Origin of the sequence: Thioalkalivibrio sp. ALE19 (assembly GCF_000428605.1) — a bacterium.
Classification (GTDB): Bacteria; Pseudomonadota; Gammaproteobacteria; order Ectothiorhodospirales; family Ectothiorhodospiraceae; genus Thioalkalivibrio.
Map to the genome: position 1 here is coordinate 1 of NZ_KE386771.1, position 16,737 is coordinate 16,737.

Genomic DNA, 16,737 nt, shown 5'->3' on the forward strand with positions numbered 1-16,737 from the left:
CGGTGGCTGTCAAGGAAGTTGGCACATTGGGTCATGCGGCCTCTAATGCCGGCTCCGGGTTGAGGTGGACCGCCTCGACGGGCGTCCAGTCACGGACCGGTCGGCCACCCCAGCGTTCCGGTTTGGCAGCCCTGGCCTGTTCGTAGCGATGCTTGCGGCGTGCCAGGAGATGGCGGTCCCGGCCCCGATGGCGCTCGGCCGGCGTGACATACTGGATGGCGCTGTGCCGGTGCTCGTGGTTGTACCAGTGGACGAAGTCCAGGACCCACTGGCGGGCCGCTTCTAGGTCGTCAAAGCCGTCCGGCGGATAGCTTGGCCGGTACTTCGCCGTCCGGAACAGCGCTTCGGAGTAGGCGTTGTCGTTGGAGACCCGGGGCCGGCTGTGGGAGCGCGTGACCCCCAGTTCCTCCAGACGGGCGCACAGCGTGGCGCCCTTCATGGCGCTGCCATTGTCCGCATGCAGCACCAGAGGCCGGTGGGCCACGCCCTCGCGCAACACGGCGCGTTCGATGACGGTGCGGCTGTTGGCCGCACTCTCGGTCCCGAAGACCTCGAAGCCGGTCACCTTCCGGCTGAACAGGTCGATGATGAGATAGAGGTAGAAGAACTGCCCCCGGATCCGGGTAGGCAGATAGGTCACATCCCAACTCCAGAGTTGATTGGGGCCAGTGGCGGTGTGCCGTCGTGGCGGGCCGGGGTTGTGGGGCGCCGCGGCCCGCCCCCGGCGCTGCTGCTCGCCGGCGGCTCGCAGAAGGCGGTAGAAGGTGGATTCCGAAGCGAGGTAGCGGTCCTCCTCGTCCAACAGGCGTGGCACGATTTGCCCCGGTGGCAGACTGGCCCATGCCGGCCGATGGCAGACGGCCAGGACCTCGTCCCGCTCGGCTTCGGTGAGCGCGTTGGACGGCGATGGCCGCACCGCGTGCCGGCGGCCATCGACGCCACCGGTTTTCCAGCGGCGATAGGTGTTCAACCCAATGCCGAGCTCGACACAGGCCGGGGCGAGGCGCGCCCCCTCGGCCCGCGCCTCGTCGACCAGCTTGATGGCCTGTTCGCGATCCGGGGCGCTGGTCATGCGTCCTCGTCCCCCCAGATCGCGTTCGCTTTTTTTCGCAAGGTCAGCAGAGCGGCGGTCTCGGCCAGTGCCGACTCCTTGCGCTTCAGCTCCTTCTCGAGTTCTTTCGACCGTTGGCGCTCAGTGCGAACCTGCTCCCGCTCCTGCCGCGCCGATGCGTCGGCGGCATCGTTGGCCTGCTCACAGCTCGCGCGCCAGCGCTGGAGCTGTTCGGGATACAGACCCCGTCGGCGGCAGTACTCCGCCACCTCGGCCTCGGACAAGGGCGCCGTCTCCAGCACGGCATTGAACTTGTCCCGGGAGCTCCAGCCCTCGGGCTCCGGGCTGCTGTCCGGCAACAGCCGACCCTGCTCGCGGGCCTTCCGGCGCCAGTTATACAGCGTGGCGGCCGAGATCCCTTCTTCATCGGCCAGCTGAGCCACGGTCCGGTTATGCGGCGGCAGCAGCTTCTTCAGCACCGCCTCCTTGCGTTCATCCGAGTACTTCACAGGAACCTCTCTTCGCCCCCGGTCGTTGATAACACCCTAACATCGGGTGAGGTTCCAACTAGCCTGACAGTGGGGGAGGATGTGCCGGATCAGGTTCTGGTACTGCTCCATCGGTCGTGCCTCCGTGGCGTTCTACGCGGCCGTGTGCTGGCCGCGGTCAGTCGTGGGTTTCGTGGGTATGGTTTCGTTGGTGTTTGCGTTTGGTGCCCCTGCGGCTTTCGCGGTCGCGGTCGCGCGACTCCTCCCACCGCCAGGCCTGGTATCCGATGGCAGCCAGTCCTGCGACGACCAGGAGAATGGCAAGGACCCCGCCGACGACATCCGATGTCGACATGGAACCTCCCTGTGTTTCTCTTGTTCAGTGGTGATCGAAATCGCTGCCCGTGCCCATCGAGGACGAGGAGTGGTCACTGAAAGGATAGCATTTGCTCTGGTCATGGAACATAAAGTATTCCTCGGTGGAGCTGCGACTCTTCATCTGCGCCATCCCCGAATACCTTTCCTTTTTCACTGAAGCCCTTTCCTTTTTCACTTTATTGCCGTTTTTCGCCGTCTGACCTTTCCCCGGCATGGGCGGGTCGAATACGTCGCTCACCCAGAGGGCGATAACTCCCAGAACAACGAAGATTGCTCCAAGAACCAACAGGCTGATGAACATGCTCGGCTCTTCCATCAGACGGCCTCCTCTTGCTGTTTTCGTTCGCTTTCGGTCACGACATCCGGGCATTCCGGCCGATCACTTTTCACCTGGTTACCCATTCTAAGGATTTCCGGCCCCTCCGGTCGCATGAACGCCGCGTGGAAACGCAGCGCCGTATCGGCGGCTTCGCGGGCGGTCTCCGCGATAATGGAGACGGAGCGCCCCAGGGTCACGTTGGGTGGAAGCGGGAACGGGGTCGGGCGTCGAAAGCACGCCTCCAGATCGGCCCGCAACCATTCACCGCCGTTGTCGGTCACGCGGTCCATGTCTTCGGGGCCCAGGGGCAGGGCCAGTATCCGTTCACCCCGTTCTTCGTCCAGCAGAAAACTCCCGACGCAGATCCGCTCCCCGGAGAACTCGATCGGCTCCCAGTAGACATGCGTGAACGTCCATTCCCGTTCGGTTTCCATCCCATCGTTGTGATGTCCTACGTCTCCTTCGTACATGCGGCCTCCTTCCAGTTCGAGGGCTTGTTGATTCTGCCACGAGCGAAAACCCTCCCGGTGTCGCGGTTCAAGCGCGACACCGGGAGGGTTGCGGGGTGGGGCTATTCTTCGCTGGCGACGCGGGCCTGAATCGGCGTCGCCTCCGGCATCAATCGGCGTTCGACTTCCCCCTCGGGGATATCGAGGGCCACGATCCGGACGGCGCTGAATTCCCGGTTACGCGAATACTCGTTCCGCCGCTCTTCAAGAAATTCCGGGTTGATGTCGTATTCGTACTCGGTCATCGCTCCCAGAGCTTCGGGGCCGTACTCTCCCTCGTAGCTCTCTTTGCGCTGTGCCAACAGGACATAGATTTTCACGCTTCGGCCTCCTTCGAAAGATCCTTGGATGCGGCTTCCTCTCGGGCGCGCAGGGCGTTGTTCAGCCCAATCAGGCGATGAGCCACGTCCTCGGCTGTTTCGGGCTCCGACGGCGGGAAAATCGGCATCAAACGGGACATAAGCTCTCGATAGGATCCGCCCTGTTGGAGCGCCGCTGCGCAGTCGGAAGCGATGTGTTCCGCCTCGGTCGCTTCCATGTCCCAGGCTTCCAGCAGCAGCTGGCGGATTCGTTTGTTCAATTCAACAGTCAATTCATCGCTCCCCATACGCTGTGGCCGATTCGCCTTGGGTCTTCTTCAACTCCTGGTACGCTTCCTTGATCTCCTGATAGTCCCATCCGGTGATGCACTCCTCGTTATAGGTGACGAACAGGATACTTCCACACCCGTCGCCTCTGCGCTCCTCCACCATTGGCTCCAGATCCGGCTGTTCTGCGACCATTCGCTCGATCTCGGCGTTTCCTTCTTCTCCAATCGTTCCGTTCGATTCGATGAAGAAGGCGACGACCGGAAACGCCATCAGAATCAGGATTGGAACCCCGATGTCGAGGGCCCAGTTGTACCGGGTCAGATGGAGCCCCTTGGGAATCGGCGTTTCCTCGCGCCTTTGACTTCTCGTTTTCGGCTTCGGCTTCTGTTCCGGCCTGAAACGGGTTTCGGCATAGATAACGCGCCCCTTTTCTTCGGGTTTGCCTGGGTCGTTGCGCTCGTTCGTCTTCGGGCGATTATCCCGGCTCATGGAATACCCCCTTGAACCTTGGAGGGGCAAAGGGGTGTTTCACCCGCCTTTGCCCTCACTATCCTGCCCGACCGGGTACTCTTCGGGGGCAGTGGGATCGCCCACGAGCCCCCAACGGAGGCTGATCCCGTCCCAGGGCCTGCGGGTGATCCGTCCGCTACCATCCGCGCCCTTGCGGAGCACGGCCTGACCGTTTTCGATTTGCATCACGCGGACGTAATAACCTGCCGAGTTCTCCCAGACCTGACCTTCGTGAAAGCGTGTGACTCGATCATCCGAAATCATGGATTGTCCTCTGCTCGATGGATTCATCATCCACTTTGCCAGAGTTTCCCCGCCTGTCGATTTTTAGAAGATGCCGAACCAGACCGCTGCACCGTGGATGATCCCAACAGGGAAAAAGAGAGCGCCGATGACCAGAATCACCCAGGCTTCTTCCGCGATGGAGTGGATTACATGTGTAACGTACGCCGCCAGCATCGCGATTATCGTCAAAAGTCCCAATACATTCTGAACTTCTTGACTGTTGATCATTTTCCTTCCTTCGCCTTAAATTATTTTGGGTATCCGGATTAAGTGGTTGATGAGGTGCCACTTACCGTAGCAGCTCGACGTTCCACGTCGGATTCGGTAATCAGACCATGCTTGACCAGCAGCACTTCCGTTGTATCAATCTGCGACTCGATCTTTTCCTTGATGGACTGGAAGCGTTCCACTTCATCCCATGCCCTGGCGCTGAATACGTCTCGGAACCTTCCGGTATTGCCAAAGAGGCACGCCAGGGCAGCAGCCCCACCGGCGAATGTGCAGATAACCCGCAGGCCCTCTTGCAGATCACCTCGTGAGTACGCACTAAGGTCTTGAGTGATGAATGCGAAGATCGCGGCGGCCGAGGTATAGGTAGTGGTCATGATCACCCACCAACCTAGCACCCGGAAAAGACCGAAAAGCACGTTACCTACTTGTTCCAGGTAGGCTTCCGGGTCACGGAGCTGCTTACGTAGTGCATCGCTGAATGTGATGTCGTTCATAATCTCTCCCTTCTATGTATCAACCGGATAATCCGGATACCCATTATTTTAGATCAGCGATTTTCTGTGCTCGATCGCCACGCCGGAAAGGGTGGTGTATCCGTCGAACGGCACGGAAGGAAATGCCGGGTTGCCAGGCTTAACGTGATGGATTGAGCCCCCGCGTTCTCGTCGAAGCCTGTGTGGTACAGATGGCATACGGTCTCCCATAGTTACGACACCGCCCCCATCTGTCTGCAAGCCGATTCTGCCTTTTGCCTCCTTTCTTCGGTTCCTTCTTCCCCCCATACCCGCTTTCGAGCCACTTTGTATTCCACAACAAGAGGTCGACGGCCTTGATGTGCGATCTTTCTCTGGTAACTTTCCAAGACTTTATCTTGGTTTGTCAGGCAGAGATAAACAAGGCATTCGTCAGGATGGGTTTCCGGGCAAATAGGCCTTAGCTTCATCAGCTCTTTCTTGATGTTCTCTCTTGGCTCATGAAAGCTTTTGTGTTCGCGAGAGCTGGCGTACCTATAACCCAGCCAATACCCAAACATGGATATAACAAAAGTGCCTCCCAGGTAAACAGCCGCAACATTCGCTTCCTTATGCGTCTCACTTGGATTATCGCTTTCCTCCAGAAGGGTTGATAATCTCTCGTGCTCCTGCTGGGAGATGAGTATTAGCGCCACAAGTGTTGCGATAATCATCCAAATCATCGTGGATGACCAATCGCCCTGGATCGCCAGAAACGCAAAAAACGCAACGATTAAGACTGGAACCACGAAGTGCGGCCAGTCAACAATACCGCTGTACCAGGTCGCAGTGAATACTGCTGTCAGCAGCACTCCTGCAATTCGGTTTTTACGTCGATATCGAGCCTGATCTTCATTGGTTCGTTTCCAGCTTTCGAGTAGGTCTTCGTTCCATTGCTCGATCGTTTCGGGGGATGGGGGGGGTCGCAGTGTACATCGATGTCCGATACTTTCATCATTACTTTGTCTCCCCTCTCGTATTCTTCCGCTGCGCCCAGACTCGATCCCAGATTCCCACCCCCGGGTATTGGCGGATCAGTGGCTCGGGGTCGATCCCCTCCAGCTGCGCCAGGAACCGGCAGGCCTCTTCCCAGGCACGCTGATCGCCGTATTCAGCGACCGAGAACCTCCGCTGGATTGTGGTTCCATTGCGGTATTTCCGAACGCCCCAGGCCCGATATTCGTAACGCCGTCCGTTTTTCTCGCTATCGGTCAGCATCGGCTGAACACCGCTGACCGGAGACAATCCCTTGGGCTTGCGCGCCTGGCGCCGCCGTTCGCGGGCGGCCTCCATTGCCCGGAGCAACTGCGCGTCGTACTCCAGGGCAGCCTGACGAGCCTTTTCGACCACATCAGGCGGGTCCCGGTCGGCCCGGGCGGGGAAGCTGCGCTGGTGGGTTTCTCCGTTGATCGTGCGGCGCACGATGAAGCCGTAGGTTCCCGAGGGTGATGGGGTTCGGGTGTGGTCTTTCATGGCCTCTCGCGCGGATTCGTTTTCGTCGTGGCGCCGGTTTCGCCGGCTCAGTCCTGCCCGATGGCGCTGGCGTCGATCACCCGCCAGTATTGGCACTGTTCCCGACGCATGCCGGGTTTGGCATAGATGCATTCCTCCGGGCGGCCGTAATCCAGCACACAGTTCTCGTCGATGATGCCTTCGATCTCGGCTTCGACATGGCAGCCGTATTTCATCCGCCCAAGGGATTCGGTTTCGAACATCTGTCCGATCGCGTCCGCCGCATCGTACATCCCGAGGCGGTTGGCGACCTGGCGCAGATCGGCCATCTGTTCGCTCACCGAGTCCTGACGTTGTGGCTGCGCCGGAATGGACTGCAGCAGATCCGTACTTTCCATCTTTCCTCTTTCCTCTTTTCGATGTATTCAGGGAAAGCGTATCGAACCGCCTCCGTTTGTCGATTTCTTCACTCGACCAGGATTGACGGGAGCAGGGGATAGGGAACGCGAATACGTGCCCGCCGGCCACTTTCCCAGGCGCCCAGAATCGTCACGGTTTTGGGGTTGCGTCGCTCGATGATTCCATTGAATCGAACCCCCTGGTAGTCGATCGCCAGTTGACGACCAAGCGGGAGCGGGGGCAATTCGATCTTCGGCGGTTGGGGCCGTTCGGGTTTGTCCGGCGTCTCCTGGATGGCCTCATCCGGGTAGGCGGTCCGGATCGCAGCCTCCAGCTCCGAGGCCCAGCCGTGCCCGGGCAGGCTTGCCAGGATTCGATAGAAGGTCGCGTTATGAACGCTGCCGTACCGGCGCCCACCCTGTTCGATCTGAACCGCATGAGCAGCTTCGTGCAGCACCACATGGGTCAGCAGTGTCGGGATCGAGCAGGGCACCGGCCACCCCAGGCGATTGCGCTCGCGATAGTTCAGCCAGCCGTGCACATCCCCGACCAGGTGCTGGCGGACCATCTCCGGCCCGATCGTGATCCGGTGTTCCCCGTCATCGAGGCAGTGGTAGGTTCGCTTCCCGCGTCCCCGGCGAAACCGCAGCGGCTGTTCGAGTTCGCCGCTCAGGTTTTCGGGGATGCAGTCGTGAGCGATCTCCACGAGGGTTCCCGCGAAGTCGCGGGCTTCATGCTCCATTGCTCGAGGCTCCTTCCTCCTGCCCATGTTCGTCTCCTGCCGTGGATGTTCAGTGGGGTGCGTTCGTGTTCGAGGCCCCGGTCTGCATGGCGGCCCGGAGCTCCTGTGCGAGCGGGGATTCACCGCCGTCGCCGGCCACGGAAAGACGGGCCTGTTCTTCCCTGCGTTCCCGCTCCAGCGCCTCGTAATCGTCCAGGCCCCGGGCCTCCCGCTGCAGGCCTTCCCACAACGATTCGTCGCGAATCCGCCCGGCTCGCCGCAGCCGTTCCCACATGGCGCCGGCCTCCAGGATCAGGACGGGCGGCGGGTTCTTTTGGGGTTCACTCGGAACAGGGAGCTTGAGATCCCGGAGATCCCGGGTGGTGCCAATCGAGGGCGGCGGCTTGAGCTCCGGCACCGGCCGCACCCAGATCACGCAGTGCGCGATCTGCGGGTTCAGATGACGCAATACGGTGCGCCGTCGGTTCGCCTGCCCGCGTCCGGCCGTCAGGGCGGACTTTGCCGAAGCGCCCGATTTGACCTCGAAAAACCGCGGCGGACGGTCGGCCGGGGCTTCGACGGCATCAATCTCCAGCATGCCCGCGCGCTGATCCCAATACGCACCGTGTCGAAAAAGGGCGACCCGCTTGTCGGTCAGTGGCACGCCCTGGTCAGCCAGCCAGTCGCGCACGGCCCATTCGAAATCCTCCGCCAGCCGATGCGTCGGCCTCGGGTTGGGCATCCGATTCGCTTGCTTCGGGGCCTTCTGTTGCATGGTCTGACGCAGCATTCCCCGATAGCCGGGATCCTCCGGCGTCACCAGGCGAACCCGCGTCGGGTTCTCGATGGGGGCTGTCCGTGTGCGAACCATCAATGCATCTCCGGGTTGTGCGTGGCACAAACCATGGGTGCCGCCACCGCACCTCGCTGGTGCGTGAAGGCGATCCGGGGGCGGGGCGTTATGACTTCTTGTGCGCTTCCATGTACGCCCGGAGCAGGGCATTGATCCGGGACTGGTATCCCTCTCCGCCGGCCCTGAACCACTCCAGGACGTCGGCGTCGATCCGCATTGTCACCTGTTGCTTCCGGGGTGGCGGCTCGAGGCCTCTTCGGGCCGCGGCGCGCGCGAACTGTTCCGGTGTCGGGTCCGGGATGTCCGAGGTGTCGATGTCCTCGTCCGACATTTTCTGCAGACGGTCCCAGTCGGTACCGGGTTTCTCGGGAGGGCTGGCGGTCATCGTTTTTCACCTCGAGGGTTCGCTACTTGGCGGTGGTCGATCACTCCCGAGTGTAACGCCAATCCGTCGTTACGCGCAACGCGCATCGTGGCACGGCCTTCAGAATGCCACCGAGGCGTATTCGGCCTGCTTGCGCTGAAGCCAGCTCTCCATGTTTTCACCTTCCGGCCCCGGAGTGAGATCGTCATCCGTCAGCACCCGGCCCACGAAATCCCGAGCCGCCTGCCATTCGAGTCCGTTTCGGTCCCCGTCGGAGGTCACATCGACCGCATCCGGTGCGACCTTTTCCGTGACAAGCAGCACCGCGCAGACCATCAGATCGTACGGCTTGCGGTCGGTTTTGACCGAGGCCGGATCGTTCTGGCCTTCTCGTGTCATCCGGAAAGGCTCACAGCTGAGGTCCATACGGGAAGCCCCATCGGCCCCATTGAACCGGATTTCGTCTCCATCAACCTTCGGCGGGTTGCCATCTCCATCGTCGATGATCAGGGGATCTTCCGCGTGATAGCCGCCGGCCGTGTCCGTTCGGGGCGGCATGTGGTCGATGAGTTTCATGAAGGCTTTCTGGATCGCCTTCCACTCGTTTTTCGAAAATGCCCGGTTCCTGTCGACATGGTGTGCGTATCCCATTGCGTCTCTCTCTCGATCGTTTTCTGAATTCGATCCTGATCTTATCGAGAGCCCCCTTTCTGTCGATTTCTTCCTCGCGGCTAAGATTCTCCGGGCGTACAGCAAAGAACGTTAAGGGAAGGGCAGGCCAGGGGAAGGGTTGGTTGTCTCAAGGGAACCGGATGCCGAAGCCCCGGTCAGGGCCGATAAGGCCAGGCCGGCAACCCATAGAGCAGGGCGGCGACCGCCAGCCCCAGGTACGGCGGCGGGTTACGGCGGCCGGACTCCCAGTCCTCGATCGTTCGGGTGCTGACGCCCAGCGCCGCCGCGGCCTCCCCCTGGGAGTAACCGGACATCTCGCGCCAGCGCCGGATGTCTTCGGGATTCAATGCGTCGCCTCTGTCTTCGGTCCCACGTTTTGCGTGGCCCCGCCGTCGCTGGCGCCACGCAATGCGTGGCTGATCACCCGTGTCACCCTCGGCCGCCTTCGGTCAGCCGGACCAGTTCCTCCCGGTCCAGCCAGACCACGACCGGCGTTCCCTCGTCGGCCGGTGTTGCGGCCGGTCCGAAGCGCGTCATCCAGCCCGGTGGTTCAACCAGGCCCAGCTCCTCGGCGTCCGCGACCAGAACTCCGCGCTGCAGCATGGCCTGCATTCCATCCTTCTCCGGAATCCGATCACGCTCGACGCCCGGCAACCCGTTCCGGCGCCGCTGCCACTTCAGACTCCGGGAAAAGCGATCGGGCGCATCCTGCTCCTCGATGGCGACGTAGGGACGGCCTCGCCCCTGGTGTGCGGTTACGATCAATGCCTTGGTCTCCATCCCCATCCTCCCCTGTCAGTTCTGTCCGGCCGCCAGCTTTTCAAACCGCCAGCCCTCGCTTTCCGATTGGGCCCACTGGGTCAGCCACTCGGGCACCTCTTCGGCCGGCATCGGCCGGGCGATCCCGAACCCCTGGCCCTGACTGCACCCGCGTTCGAACAGCACGCGGCCGTGCTCCCGGGTCTCGACCCCTTCCGCGATCACCGTTCGGTGAAAGGCCTTCGACAGACTGATGACCCCGTCGATGATGTTGAGGTCCTCGGGATCCTCCAGCATGTCGCGCACGAAGGTTCGATCGATCTTGAGGGTGTCTGTAGGCAACCGCTTGAGGTAGGCCAGCGATGAATACCCGGTTCCGAAATCATCCAGAGCGAGTCCAACCCCCAGGTCCCGGATCTCCTTGAGCGTTGCGGAGATGCCCTGGATGTCATCGATCGCGCCCGTCTCCAGGACTTCCAGTTCTACCCGATCCGGAGCCACGGAGGGGTGCCGACTCAGCATCTCGCGGATCATCGGGACGAAGTCGGCACTCTGCAGCAGGTCGACGCCGATGTTCACGCTGATCGGGACGTCGATCCCCTGTTCCGACCAGGCTTCGATCTGCCGAAGGGCGAGCCCCAGCACATGCCGGTCGAGATCCTGGGTGACGGAGGTGCCTTCGATGTAGGGCAGGAATGCACCCGGGTTGAGAAAACCCCGCTGCGGGCTTTGCCAGCGGATCAGGGCCTCCATGCCGATCACCTCGCCGGAGGCGATGCTGATTTTTGGCTGGTAGTAGAGGACAAATTCATCGTTGCGGATGCCACCGTGGACGGCGCGCATTTCGGACGACTGGGCGGCGAGCCGGCGGTTGTTCTCGTTATCGAAGAACTGGATCTGATCGCCACCCTGCTGTTTGGCCGCGACCATCGCCTGGTCGGCATGGCGGATCAGCTGGTCGCTGTCCCCCGCGTCGTCCGGGAACACGGTTACGCCGATACTGGCCTGGATGTTGATGATCTCGGTGGAAAGCCGGATCGGGCGGATGATCGCCTCCCGGATCCGCTCCACGATGCCGGGGATGTCCTCGACGGACCGGATGTTCTCCAGCAGGATCACGAATTCATCCCCGCCGGGGCGGTGGACCGTATCCGTCTTCTGCAGGATGTTCCGCACCCGGCGAGCAACGATCAGGATGATGTCGTTTCCCTGTTCCCGCCCGATCGCGTCGTTGACCTCCTTGAAATTGTCCATGTCGATGTAGACGAGCGCCCCGATGGACTGATTGTCCCGGGAGTGCGTGATCGCCTGTTCCAGCCGGCACGTCAGGATGTTGCGATCGGGCAGCCCGGTGAGCGTGTCGCGCTGATCCTTGATCCGGCAGTCGCTCTCGCCCGAGCTGGGCGCCTCCTCCGGGTTCAGATAGAGCGTCCCGAAATAGAAAGGGCCGCCTTCGTTCCCTGAAAACCCGTTCACGACCCGAAGGTCCAGGATCATGTCGGTGCCGGCCGTCTCCGGATGCCCGAAGTCCTGCAGTCCAACCCGGCCGATCCAGAACCCCTTGAGCCGGAGCACCCGCAGGATTTCCGTCGGGATGGTGGCCTCGTCTTCCTGTCCCGGGAAGAACGGCGGACGGGCGCAGGCATCCTCCCCGGGGCGGGCATCGAAGAAACGCTTGTAGCTCTCGTTTTGCGCCAGGATCGTCCCGTCATGGCTCATCGTGAAGCAGGGCCGGGACTTCAGGAACGTTTCGCTGCCCGCTCCGCCGTTCCGCATTTCCCGGCAGATGCGAATCGAGTCGTTGTGATCGAAAATCCAGCCGGTCACGCCGAACGAGCCATCCTCAAATGCCTCCGGATCCACGCAGCAAACGACCCACTCCGAGGGCCCCGAGCGCCGTTTGAGCCGGATATCGAGCAGCTGGCAGGTATGAGCCTTTGCCCACTCATCGAAGGTGTAGGCGGGATCCGGGGTTTCGATCCATTCGTCCACCCCGGTCCGGAGAGCGGTGGAGCGGGGGATGCCCGTCATGTCCTCCCACTCCGGCCCAAGGTCGATGATGTATCCGTTCGGGTCGATACGGAACCGCACGGTGGGGTAGATCACCGGGAAAACAGGCATCGCGTCACACTCCTTGTTGCAGACTTTGTCCATTTTCGGCCCGCGCCGGGCCGTTCAGCTGACTTCGGGATACACGATCGAGCTCAGCATTTGGGAGACCTGGCGAGAACGGGCATCGCGCGGTGGATTACGCCATTCGGGGCATTCCTCGTCCATCTTGGCACACAGCGCGTCCCACTCGAACGCGATGGCCTTCCACTCCGGGCTGGCGTCGAGCAGATCGGGCAGCTGGTTGGGCGAGGCCTCGGGCACCTGTTCCACCAGCAACCGGCACCGGCGCAGATCCCCCGCATCGAGGGGGTAGTCGATGTCCTCGGGGAGCGATCCGTTCCCGTGCTTCGCTTTCGCATAGGCCGCCAGCGTCTCCGAAGACAGTCCGCGTTCGCCGAACTCAAACCAGTGCCTCAGTCGCTCGATAAAGCCGGCGCCGGCATCCGGCCGATTCTTTTCCGCTTCGGCCTTCTGTTCGTCTCGGCGTTGAATCAGCGCCTCCTGCGGACCGAGGAAATAGGTCCACCCCAGACGTCTCGACAGATCGACATCCATCTGAAGCGACGGATCCTGTTCCGCCAGCCCGTGGAAAAGGCTGGCGATCAGTCGCATGGACGCGCCCTGCGGCGCCTCAATACCGAAACAGCCGTCCGGCATCTCGTGGATGATGACCTGGTTGGGGGTGCCCGCCAAATGGTCGGGCTCCTGCGTGTTTTCTTCCATGATTTCTTCGATCTCTTCTCGTGGGTTTCCTATCCGCCGCCGAGCACCCGACGCATATCCGCCAGGCGCTTGGGGCCGATGCCTTCGATCGACAGCAATTCCTCGTCCGAGGCGTTCACGATGTCTGCCAGGGTGTCGTACTGCGACGCGATGCGCTGGGCGAAAGCCCCGCTCAAACCGGGAAGCCCCTCGAGCACGAACGCCAGCCGCTCCTTTTGCCCGGCCGGCTTCTTCCCGCGCAGCGGCGGGACGTACCCCAGGCCTGACCGGTCGTGGGTCGCCAGTTTCACGAGGACGTAGGCCGTGTGATGCACCGAATAGGTGGTGATCACGTTCAGCCGCTGGACGGTCACCAGGAACGAGATCGCCCCGTCCACCTGTTGCGGCGTCATGGCCTGCTGGGACTGGTGGGGCTCACCTTCCAGGATGAAAATCGGCAGGCACCCCTCCGCCAGCCGCATCTTCTCCGACTGCGTGAACAGGCGCTTGTCCTCGCCGATCACGGAGGCCTCGAAATCGGTGTGACCGTCACTGTTCCCTCGGCACGACTTGCGCTCGATCACGATGGACCCGTTGATTTCGATATCGCCCATCGGCAGCTCCGCGCGCTCGATCTCGACGTTCGGGATGCCCGCCAGCGCGTCGAACAGCTCCGGCGGCTCGCGATGGTCCACCCGAATGGTGACCGGGTCCGGTACCGGAATCGTCCGCGGATCCAGTGCGGCCACCTCGGCATCGCGGTGTGCGGGACCCCGGGTCGCCCGCGCCGGGGGCGGGGCGGCCGGCTCCTTCTCGCTCGCTTCCACCACGTCTTCCAGGCTCATGCCGGCCAGGTCCGCCGCTGAGTCGAGGATGCCGGCTTCGAACAGTTGCTCCAGCGCGTGTTCGTGCCAGTCGCCGGCCACCAGGCGGATGCCGATCCGGGAGCGCCCGATGGGCTCGAAATACAGCTTGTTCTCGCGGGGAACGCCCGGCATGCCATTGATATACACGCGGCGAAGCGTTTTGCGCTTGGGGTGCTGCCAGAGGGCCATTCGCATGGCGCGTTCTCCTGTTCGTTCAGGCAGGGAACCCGACCCGCCCGGTGATCCGGATGGAAGCCTTCAAGGGGTCCTCGATCTCCCGCTCGGTCTCCACGATATAACTGGCGACATGCGTTGCGGCCCACATGGCCCGAACGCCTTTCTTGAACCAGGTCACCCCCTGAATACGATGCACCAGGTCCGCCGATCCGTTTTCATCAATGCGAATGGCGATCGGCAATACGCCATACTGACGCCCCAGGTACTGGAATCCATTGCGGTACAGCGTCTCACGATCCAGCCAGAACATCAGTCCCTCCATGGAACGGCGCGTGTGGGCGCGAATTCGTGTCTTGATGGGCACATGGTCGAGGCCAGATACACGACCTCGACGGGGGTGGCGATCGACAGCGCGCGGTAATGCGCCGGGGATTTCAGCTCCAGCTTCTTCGCCATCGATCGACGGATCTGCTCGATCTCGTCGTCCGATACGGCCTCGGACTCCAGCCAGGCGCCCGCGCTCGGATTCACTTCGTCCGAGTGAATGATCTTCAGGCGCCGTACCTCGCTTTCCACCAGCTCCAGGCCGTCGAATCGCTGGAACCCGATCAGATCACCCACCTCCAGGGGGAAACCGCTGATCGTCTGCCCATTGCGCTGCACGGACACCTCGGCCGTGGCGATGCCGCACATCTCGACCTGAAATGCGATCCGCGGCGGTTCGGGGTCGTCCGGGGTCTCCTGCGCACACGACACAAAACGGCGGTAGCCGCAATCGGAGATAAACCGCATCTCTTCGGTCAGTGTTCGGGATCCCTGCAGGGTGCGCAGTTCGATCAATTCGCTTCCCCCTCAAATTGCGACCGGTCCAGCTCCGGTATCCGGTCACCGGCCTCGATGCCGTGCGCCTCGAACCATCCGGCATTGACCTCCAGGGCGTAAGGAACCGGGCCTGCGGACTCATGCTGGCGGGTGGTCTCCGGCTGCATGGTCTCGATGTTGGTGATGACCCCCTCGGCGTCGATGAACGCGACGTCCAGCGGGATGACCGTATTGCGCATCCACATGGCCCGAGGGCCGGCGTTGTCCCACAGGAACAGCATGCCGTGGTCATCGGGCAGATGCTCACGGTGCATCAGCCCGCGTCGCTGACTTTCGGGGCTGGCGGCGAGCTCAACCGTCAGCGTCCGGTCGCCCACCTCCAGGGGTAGGGTCGGCAGATCCCCGGGCGCGTTCTTTGCGAGTTGGTCTCGGTTGTTTTCGGCGATCGCCAGACTCATGCCGACCATGAGCCCCACCGTCAGGCCCACCAGAATGGAGACCCACGGGATATAGATACTCGAAGGAACATGCATCACGATTAAGCCCTGCTGCTAACCTGTTCTCGGGACTCCCAGCGTTGACGGGCACGCGTCCAGGCCTGCGGCGCACTGCGGCCCATGGCATACGGCTGCTCCACACCCGGCAGGAGGATCACGAAATGCGGGTGAGGGGAGGCGCCCCGGCGCTGGCACCGCGTCCCCTCCGGCAGCACCCGCATGGCGTCGTCCCGCGGGCTGGTGCCGGGCAGGGGGCCCAGTGCCATCATGCGTTCACCTCACGTTCGTAAGCCGCCCGTGCCTCTTCGAAAGAATCGCCCTCGTAGACCACCTTTTCGCCCAGGCGAATCTCGAAATCGTTTGCGCCGACGTTGGTGACGAACTCGAGGGGCTTGCGGAATGATCCGCGAGTCACCATGCAGCTTGCATACACCAGGCGCTGTTTCTCCACCCAACGGAAGAAATCCTCGCGGTCGATCGTTCGATCCAACGTCAATCCTCCTTTTTCATCGGCTGATACCCTCCGGCAAAACCCCGAACCGGGGCCCCATAGACATCTTCCAGCCCGTAGTCCCGAGCGAACCGGTCCATCCACTCCTCGATCTGCGCGGGTTCCCCGCCGATCAATCCGACCTTGATGCGTTTCGATCGAGCATCTTCCATGCGGTATTCCACCGGCACCCCCAGCTGCATCGAAGCCTCCGGCAGCTCATTGATCGTCCCCGGGAGCCGCACGATGGGGCCACCCGCGATCTCCACCACCTGTTCCGGATTGTGCAACGCCTGCATGATCGTGGCCCGGGCTTCCCGGATACGCATCCGGACCGTCTCCTCCGGCTGGTTCTGGTGCTTCGCGCGTGTCTGTACCCGCCAGGTCTCGATCTCCTCGGACGAAATTCCCGGGCAGCATTCTTCGTACGCGGCCTTCAGGCAGTGATCCGCCGCGGCCGCCAGGTACAGATCCCGCATGTGCGGGGCTACGGCCTCCGCGAAAAGCGGCCCCATCGCCTGCGGTTCCGCCAGGTCGCTATTGATCCAGTTGACCACCTGACCGATCGATGAGCCCTCCCAGAAGGCCTCCGGTGCGCAGTCAAACCCGGGATCGCCGGGGTTATGGTGATCCACGCGCTGGATGACCCGCTCGTGGCACTCCTTGGGCGCGCTCTCCGCAAAACCGCACTCTACGAGCACCAGCGGTACGTCACCGGGAAGCCCCGGACACTGATCGACAGCGTAGGCGTTGCCCGGGTGAACGGGCGATCCTTTCGACCACCCCTGAATATAGCCGCTCACCAGCCCGAGCTTTCGGGCCAGCCCGACGACCGTCTTGATTCGCGCCATCTCGGGGTCATCCGCCCCGAGTACAAAAATCGGTTTCGCATCCGTCGCCGTCAATTCCAGGATCTCCTGTCGTCTGGATTTGCGGTCATCCTAACCCGTTTTCTCTCCCTGTCGATTTTCTTGTTAC

28 protein-coding genes are annotated in these 16,737 nt (G+C 62.1%); all 28 read right to left on the reverse strand.

What is annotated here, in order from left to right:
- Positions 1–31: 31 nt before the first annotated feature.
- A protein-coding gene (locus tag F787_RS0114755) for an IS3 family transposase (protein ID WP_369774285.1) occupies positions 32–1,590 on the reverse strand; the annotation gives its coding sequence in 2 pieces (ribosomal slippage) (positions 32–1,098 and positions 1,098–1,590; 1,560 coding nt in all).
- 127 nt (positions 1,591–1,717) lie between these two features.
- Positions 1,718–1,894 (reverse strand): hypothetical protein, encoded by a 177-nt coding sequence (locus tag F787_RS16935; RefSeq protein ID WP_155989649.1) that lies wholly within the window; start codon positions 1,892–1,894, stop codon positions 1,718–1,720.
- 24 nt (positions 1,895–1,918) lie between these two features.
- On the reverse strand, positions 1,919–2,233 hold the full coding sequence (locus F787_RS0114770) for a hypothetical protein (RefSeq protein WP_028492690.1): 315 nt from the start codon (positions 2,231–2,233) through the stop codon (positions 1,919–1,921).
- Positions 2,233–2,706: a hypothetical protein gene (locus F787_RS15940; RefSeq protein ID WP_051246217.1), complete on the reverse strand. Its 474-nt coding sequence runs from the start codon at positions 2,704–2,706 to the stop codon at positions 2,233–2,235. The genes F787_RS0114770 and F787_RS15940 overlap by 1 nt, the downstream gene beginning before the upstream one ends.
- Before the next feature lie 101 nt (positions 2,707–2,807).
- The gene (locus F787_RS0114780; RefSeq protein WP_019022994.1) at positions 2,808–3,065 is read right to left on the reverse strand and encodes a hypothetical protein; all 258 of its coding nucleotides are present in this window, start codon (positions 3,063–3,065) and stop codon (positions 2,808–2,810) included.
- Positions 3,062–3,337: an ATP/GTP-binding protein gene (locus F787_RS15945; RefSeq protein WP_155986672.1), complete on the reverse strand. Its 276-nt coding sequence runs from the start codon at positions 3,335–3,337 to the stop codon at positions 3,062–3,064. Before F787_RS15945 ends, F787_RS0114780 begins: the two co-directional genes overlap by 4 nt.
- Before the next feature lies 1 nt (position 3,338).
- Positions 3,339–3,824 carry a hypothetical protein gene (locus F787_RS0114790; RefSeq protein WP_028492691.1) on the reverse strand — a complete coding sequence of 162 codons (486 nt, stop codon included), beginning with the start codon at positions 3,822–3,824 and terminating at the stop codon, positions 3,339–3,341.
- Between the two features lie 39 nt (positions 3,825–3,863).
- Entirely contained in the window at positions 3,864–4,109 is a 246-nt protein-coding gene (locus F787_RS0114795) for a hypothetical protein (RefSeq protein ID WP_019022991.1), read from the reverse strand.
- Positions 4,110–4,172: 63 nt separating this feature from the next.
- The gene (locus tag F787_RS0114800; protein WP_028492692.1) at positions 4,173–4,358 is read right to left on the reverse strand and encodes a hypothetical protein; all 186 of its coding nucleotides are present in this window, start codon (positions 4,356–4,358) and stop codon (positions 4,173–4,175) included.
- 38 nt (positions 4,359–4,396) lie between these two features.
- Complete coding sequence (locus F787_RS0114805) at positions 4,397–4,855, reverse strand: hypothetical protein (protein ID WP_028492693.1); 459 nt, start codon at positions 4,853–4,855, stop codon at positions 4,397–4,399.
- 212 nt (positions 4,856–5,067) lie between these two features.
- Positions 5,068–5,685, reverse strand: a complete 618-nt coding sequence (locus F787_RS16940; protein WP_155989650.1) for a hypothetical protein — start codon at positions 5,683–5,685, stop codon at positions 5,068–5,070.
- Positions 5,686–5,830: 145 nt separating this feature from the next.
- Positions 5,831–6,346, reverse strand: a complete 516-nt coding sequence (locus tag F787_RS17070) for a hypothetical protein (protein ID WP_019022989.1) — start codon at positions 6,344–6,346, stop codon at positions 5,831–5,833.
- Between the two features lie 47 nt (positions 6,347–6,393).
- Positions 6,394–6,723, reverse strand: coding sequence for a hypothetical protein (locus F787_RS0114815; protein WP_028492694.1), 330 nt, complete (start codon positions 6,721–6,723; stop codon positions 6,394–6,396).
- A gap of 68 nt (positions 6,724–6,791) precedes the next feature.
- On the reverse strand, positions 6,792–7,466 hold the full coding sequence (locus F787_RS16220; protein WP_051246219.1) for a hypothetical protein: 675 nt from the start codon (positions 7,464–7,466) through the stop codon (positions 6,792–6,794).
- A gap of 49 nt (positions 7,467–7,515) precedes the next feature.
- Positions 7,516–8,316 (reverse strand): hypothetical protein, encoded by an 801-nt coding sequence (locus F787_RS0114825; protein WP_155989651.1) that lies wholly within the window; start codon positions 8,314–8,316, stop codon positions 7,516–7,518.
- Positions 8,317–8,404: 88 nt separating this feature from the next.
- Positions 8,405–8,683, reverse strand: coding sequence for a BrnA antitoxin family protein (locus F787_RS0114830; RefSeq protein WP_028492696.1), 279 nt, complete (start codon positions 8,681–8,683; stop codon positions 8,405–8,407).
- A gap of 99 nt (positions 8,684–8,782) precedes the next feature.
- Entirely contained in the window at positions 8,783–9,313 is a 531-nt protein-coding gene (locus tag F787_RS0114835) for a hypothetical protein (RefSeq protein WP_028492697.1), read from the reverse strand.
- Between the two features lie 176 nt (positions 9,314–9,489).
- Positions 9,490–9,681 carry a DNA-binding transcriptional regulator gene (locus tag F787_RS16225; protein WP_051246221.1) on the reverse strand — a complete coding sequence of 64 codons (192 nt, stop codon included), beginning with the start codon at positions 9,679–9,681 and terminating at the stop codon, positions 9,490–9,492.
- Positions 9,682–9,763: 82 nt separating this feature from the next.
- A complete protein-coding gene (locus tag F787_RS0114845; RefSeq protein WP_019023113.1) occupies positions 9,764–10,114 on the reverse strand; it encodes a hypothetical protein in 351 nt (116 codons plus the stop codon).
- A gap of 15 nt (positions 10,115–10,129) precedes the next feature.
- Positions 10,130–12,214: a bifunctional diguanylate cyclase/phosphodiesterase gene (locus F787_RS15965; protein WP_051246223.1), complete on the reverse strand. Its 2,085-nt coding sequence runs from the start codon at positions 12,212–12,214 to the stop codon at positions 10,130–10,132.
- A 54-nt stretch (positions 12,215–12,268) separates the two neighbouring features.
- Positions 12,269–12,928 carry a hypothetical protein gene (locus tag F787_RS0114855; RefSeq protein WP_051246225.1) on the reverse strand — a complete coding sequence of 220 codons (660 nt, stop codon included), beginning with the start codon at positions 12,926–12,928 and terminating at the stop codon, positions 12,269–12,271.
- Between the two features lie 29 nt (positions 12,929–12,957).
- A complete protein-coding gene (locus tag F787_RS0114860; RefSeq protein WP_028492699.1) occupies positions 12,958–13,968 on the reverse strand; it encodes an ERCC4 domain-containing protein in 1,011 nt (336 codons plus the stop codon).
- Positions 13,969–13,987: 19 nt separating this feature from the next.
- Complete coding sequence (locus F787_RS0114865; protein WP_028492700.1) at positions 13,988–14,260, reverse strand: hypothetical protein; 273 nt, start codon at positions 14,258–14,260, stop codon at positions 13,988–13,990.
- Complete coding sequence (locus F787_RS0114870) at positions 14,260–14,790, reverse strand: hypothetical protein (protein ID WP_028492701.1); 531 nt, start codon at positions 14,788–14,790, stop codon at positions 14,260–14,262. The genes F787_RS0114865 and F787_RS0114870 overlap by 1 nt, the downstream gene beginning before the upstream one ends.
- Positions 14,787–15,230, reverse strand: a complete 444-nt coding sequence (locus F787_RS0114875; RefSeq protein WP_369774293.1) for a DUF192 domain-containing protein — start codon at positions 15,228–15,230, stop codon at positions 14,787–14,789. Before F787_RS0114875 ends, F787_RS0114870 begins: the two co-directional genes overlap by 4 nt.
- A gap of 80 nt (positions 15,231–15,310) precedes the next feature.
- Positions 15,311–15,538: a hypothetical protein gene (locus tag F787_RS0114880; RefSeq protein ID WP_028492703.1), complete on the reverse strand. Its 228-nt coding sequence runs from the start codon at positions 15,536–15,538 to the stop codon at positions 15,311–15,313.
- Positions 15,535–15,759, reverse strand: a complete 225-nt coding sequence (locus F787_RS0114885) for a hypothetical protein (protein ID WP_019023042.1) — start codon at positions 15,757–15,759, stop codon at positions 15,535–15,537. The genes F787_RS0114880 and F787_RS0114885 overlap by 4 nt, the downstream gene beginning before the upstream one ends.
- Positions 15,760–15,761: 2 nt before the next feature.
- On the reverse strand, positions 15,762–16,610 hold the full coding sequence (locus F787_RS0114890; RefSeq protein WP_155989652.1) for a hypothetical protein: 849 nt from the start codon (positions 16,608–16,610) through the stop codon (positions 15,762–15,764).
- Between the last annotated feature and the right edge of the window lie 127 nt (positions 16,611–16,737).

What these genes read in the sequence shown, in the direction of transcription:
- F787_RS17070 (WP_019022989.1), bottom strand. Translation starts at nt 6,346, where the DNA reads ATGAAAGACCACACCCGAACCCCATCACCCTCGGGAACCTACGGCTTC.
- F787_RS16220 (WP_051246219.1), bottom strand. Translation starts at nt 7,466, where the DNA reads ATGGAGCATGAAGCCCGCGACTTCGCGGGAACCCTCGTGGAGATCGCT.
- F787_RS0114890 (WP_155989652.1), bottom strand. Translation starts at nt 16,610, where the DNA reads ATGGCGCGAATCAAGACGGTCGTCGGGCTGGCCCGAAAGCTCGGGCTG.
- F787_RS0114865 (WP_028492700.1), bottom strand. Translation starts at nt 14,260, where the DNA reads ATGTTCTGGCTGGATCGTGAGACGCTGTACCGCAATGGATTCCAGTAC.
- F787_RS0114845 (WP_019023113.1), bottom strand. Translation starts at nt 10,114, where the DNA reads ATGGAGACCAAGGCATTGATCGTAACCGCACACCAGGGGCGAGGCCGT.
- F787_RS16935 (WP_155989649.1), bottom strand. Translation starts at nt 1,894, where the DNA reads ATGTCGACATCGGATGTCGTCGGCGGGGTCCTTGCCATTCTCCTGGTC.
- F787_RS0114815 (WP_028492694.1), bottom strand. Translation starts at nt 6,723, where the DNA reads ATGGAAAGTACGGATCTGCTGCAGTCCATTCCGGCGCAGCCACAACGT.
- F787_RS0114795 (WP_019022991.1), bottom strand. Translation starts at nt 4,109, where the DNA reads ATGATTTCGGATGATCGAGTCACACGCTTTCACGAAGGTCAGGTCTGG.
- F787_RS0114830 (WP_028492696.1), bottom strand. Translation starts at nt 8,683, where the DNA reads ATGACCGCCAGCCCTCCCGAGAAACCCGGTACCGACTGGGACCGTCTG.
- F787_RS15965 (WP_051246223.1), bottom strand. Translation starts at nt 12,214, where the DNA reads ATGCCTGTTTTCCCGGTGATCTACCCCACCGTGCGGTTCCGTATCGAC.
- F787_RS0114880 (WP_028492703.1), bottom strand. Translation starts at nt 15,538, where the DNA reads ATGATGGCACTGGGCCCCCTGCCCGGCACCAGCCCGCGGGACGACGCC.
- F787_RS0114825 (WP_155989651.1), bottom strand. Translation starts at nt 8,316, where the DNA reads ATGGTTCGCACACGGACAGCCCCCATCGAGAACCCGACGCGGGTTCGC.
- F787_RS0114875 (WP_369774293.1), bottom strand. Translation starts at nt 15,230, where the DNA reads ATGAGTCTGGCGATCGCCGAAAACAACCGAGACCAACTCGCAAAGAAC.
- F787_RS0114790 (WP_028492691.1), bottom strand. Translation starts at nt 3,824, where the DNA reads ATGAGCCGGGATAATCGCCCGAAGACGAACGAGCGCAACGACCCAGGC.
- F787_RS0114800 (WP_028492692.1), bottom strand. Translation starts at nt 4,358, where the DNA reads ATGATCAACAGTCAAGAAGTTCAGAATGTATTGGGACTTTTGACGATA.
- F787_RS0114805 (WP_028492693.1), bottom strand. Translation starts at nt 4,855, where the DNA reads ATGAACGACATCACATTCAGCGATGCACTACGTAAGCAGCTCCGTGAC.
- F787_RS0114835 (WP_028492697.1), bottom strand. Translation starts at nt 9,313, where the DNA reads ATGGGATACGCACACCATGTCGACAGGAACCGGGCATTTTCGAAAAAC.
- F787_RS15940 (WP_051246217.1), bottom strand. Translation starts at nt 2,706, where the DNA reads ATGTACGAAGGAGACGTAGGACATCACAACGATGGGATGGAAACCGAA.
- F787_RS0114770 (WP_028492690.1), bottom strand. Translation starts at nt 2,233, where the DNA reads ATGGAAGAGCCGAGCATGTTCATCAGCCTGTTGGTTCTTGGAGCAATC.
- F787_RS0114855 (WP_051246225.1), bottom strand. Translation starts at nt 12,928, where the DNA reads ATGGAAGAAAACACGCAGGAGCCCGACCATTTGGCGGGCACCCCCAAC.
- F787_RS0114860 (WP_028492699.1), bottom strand. Translation starts at nt 13,968, where the DNA reads ATGCGAATGGCCCTCTGGCAGCACCCCAAGCGCAAAACGCTTCGCCGC.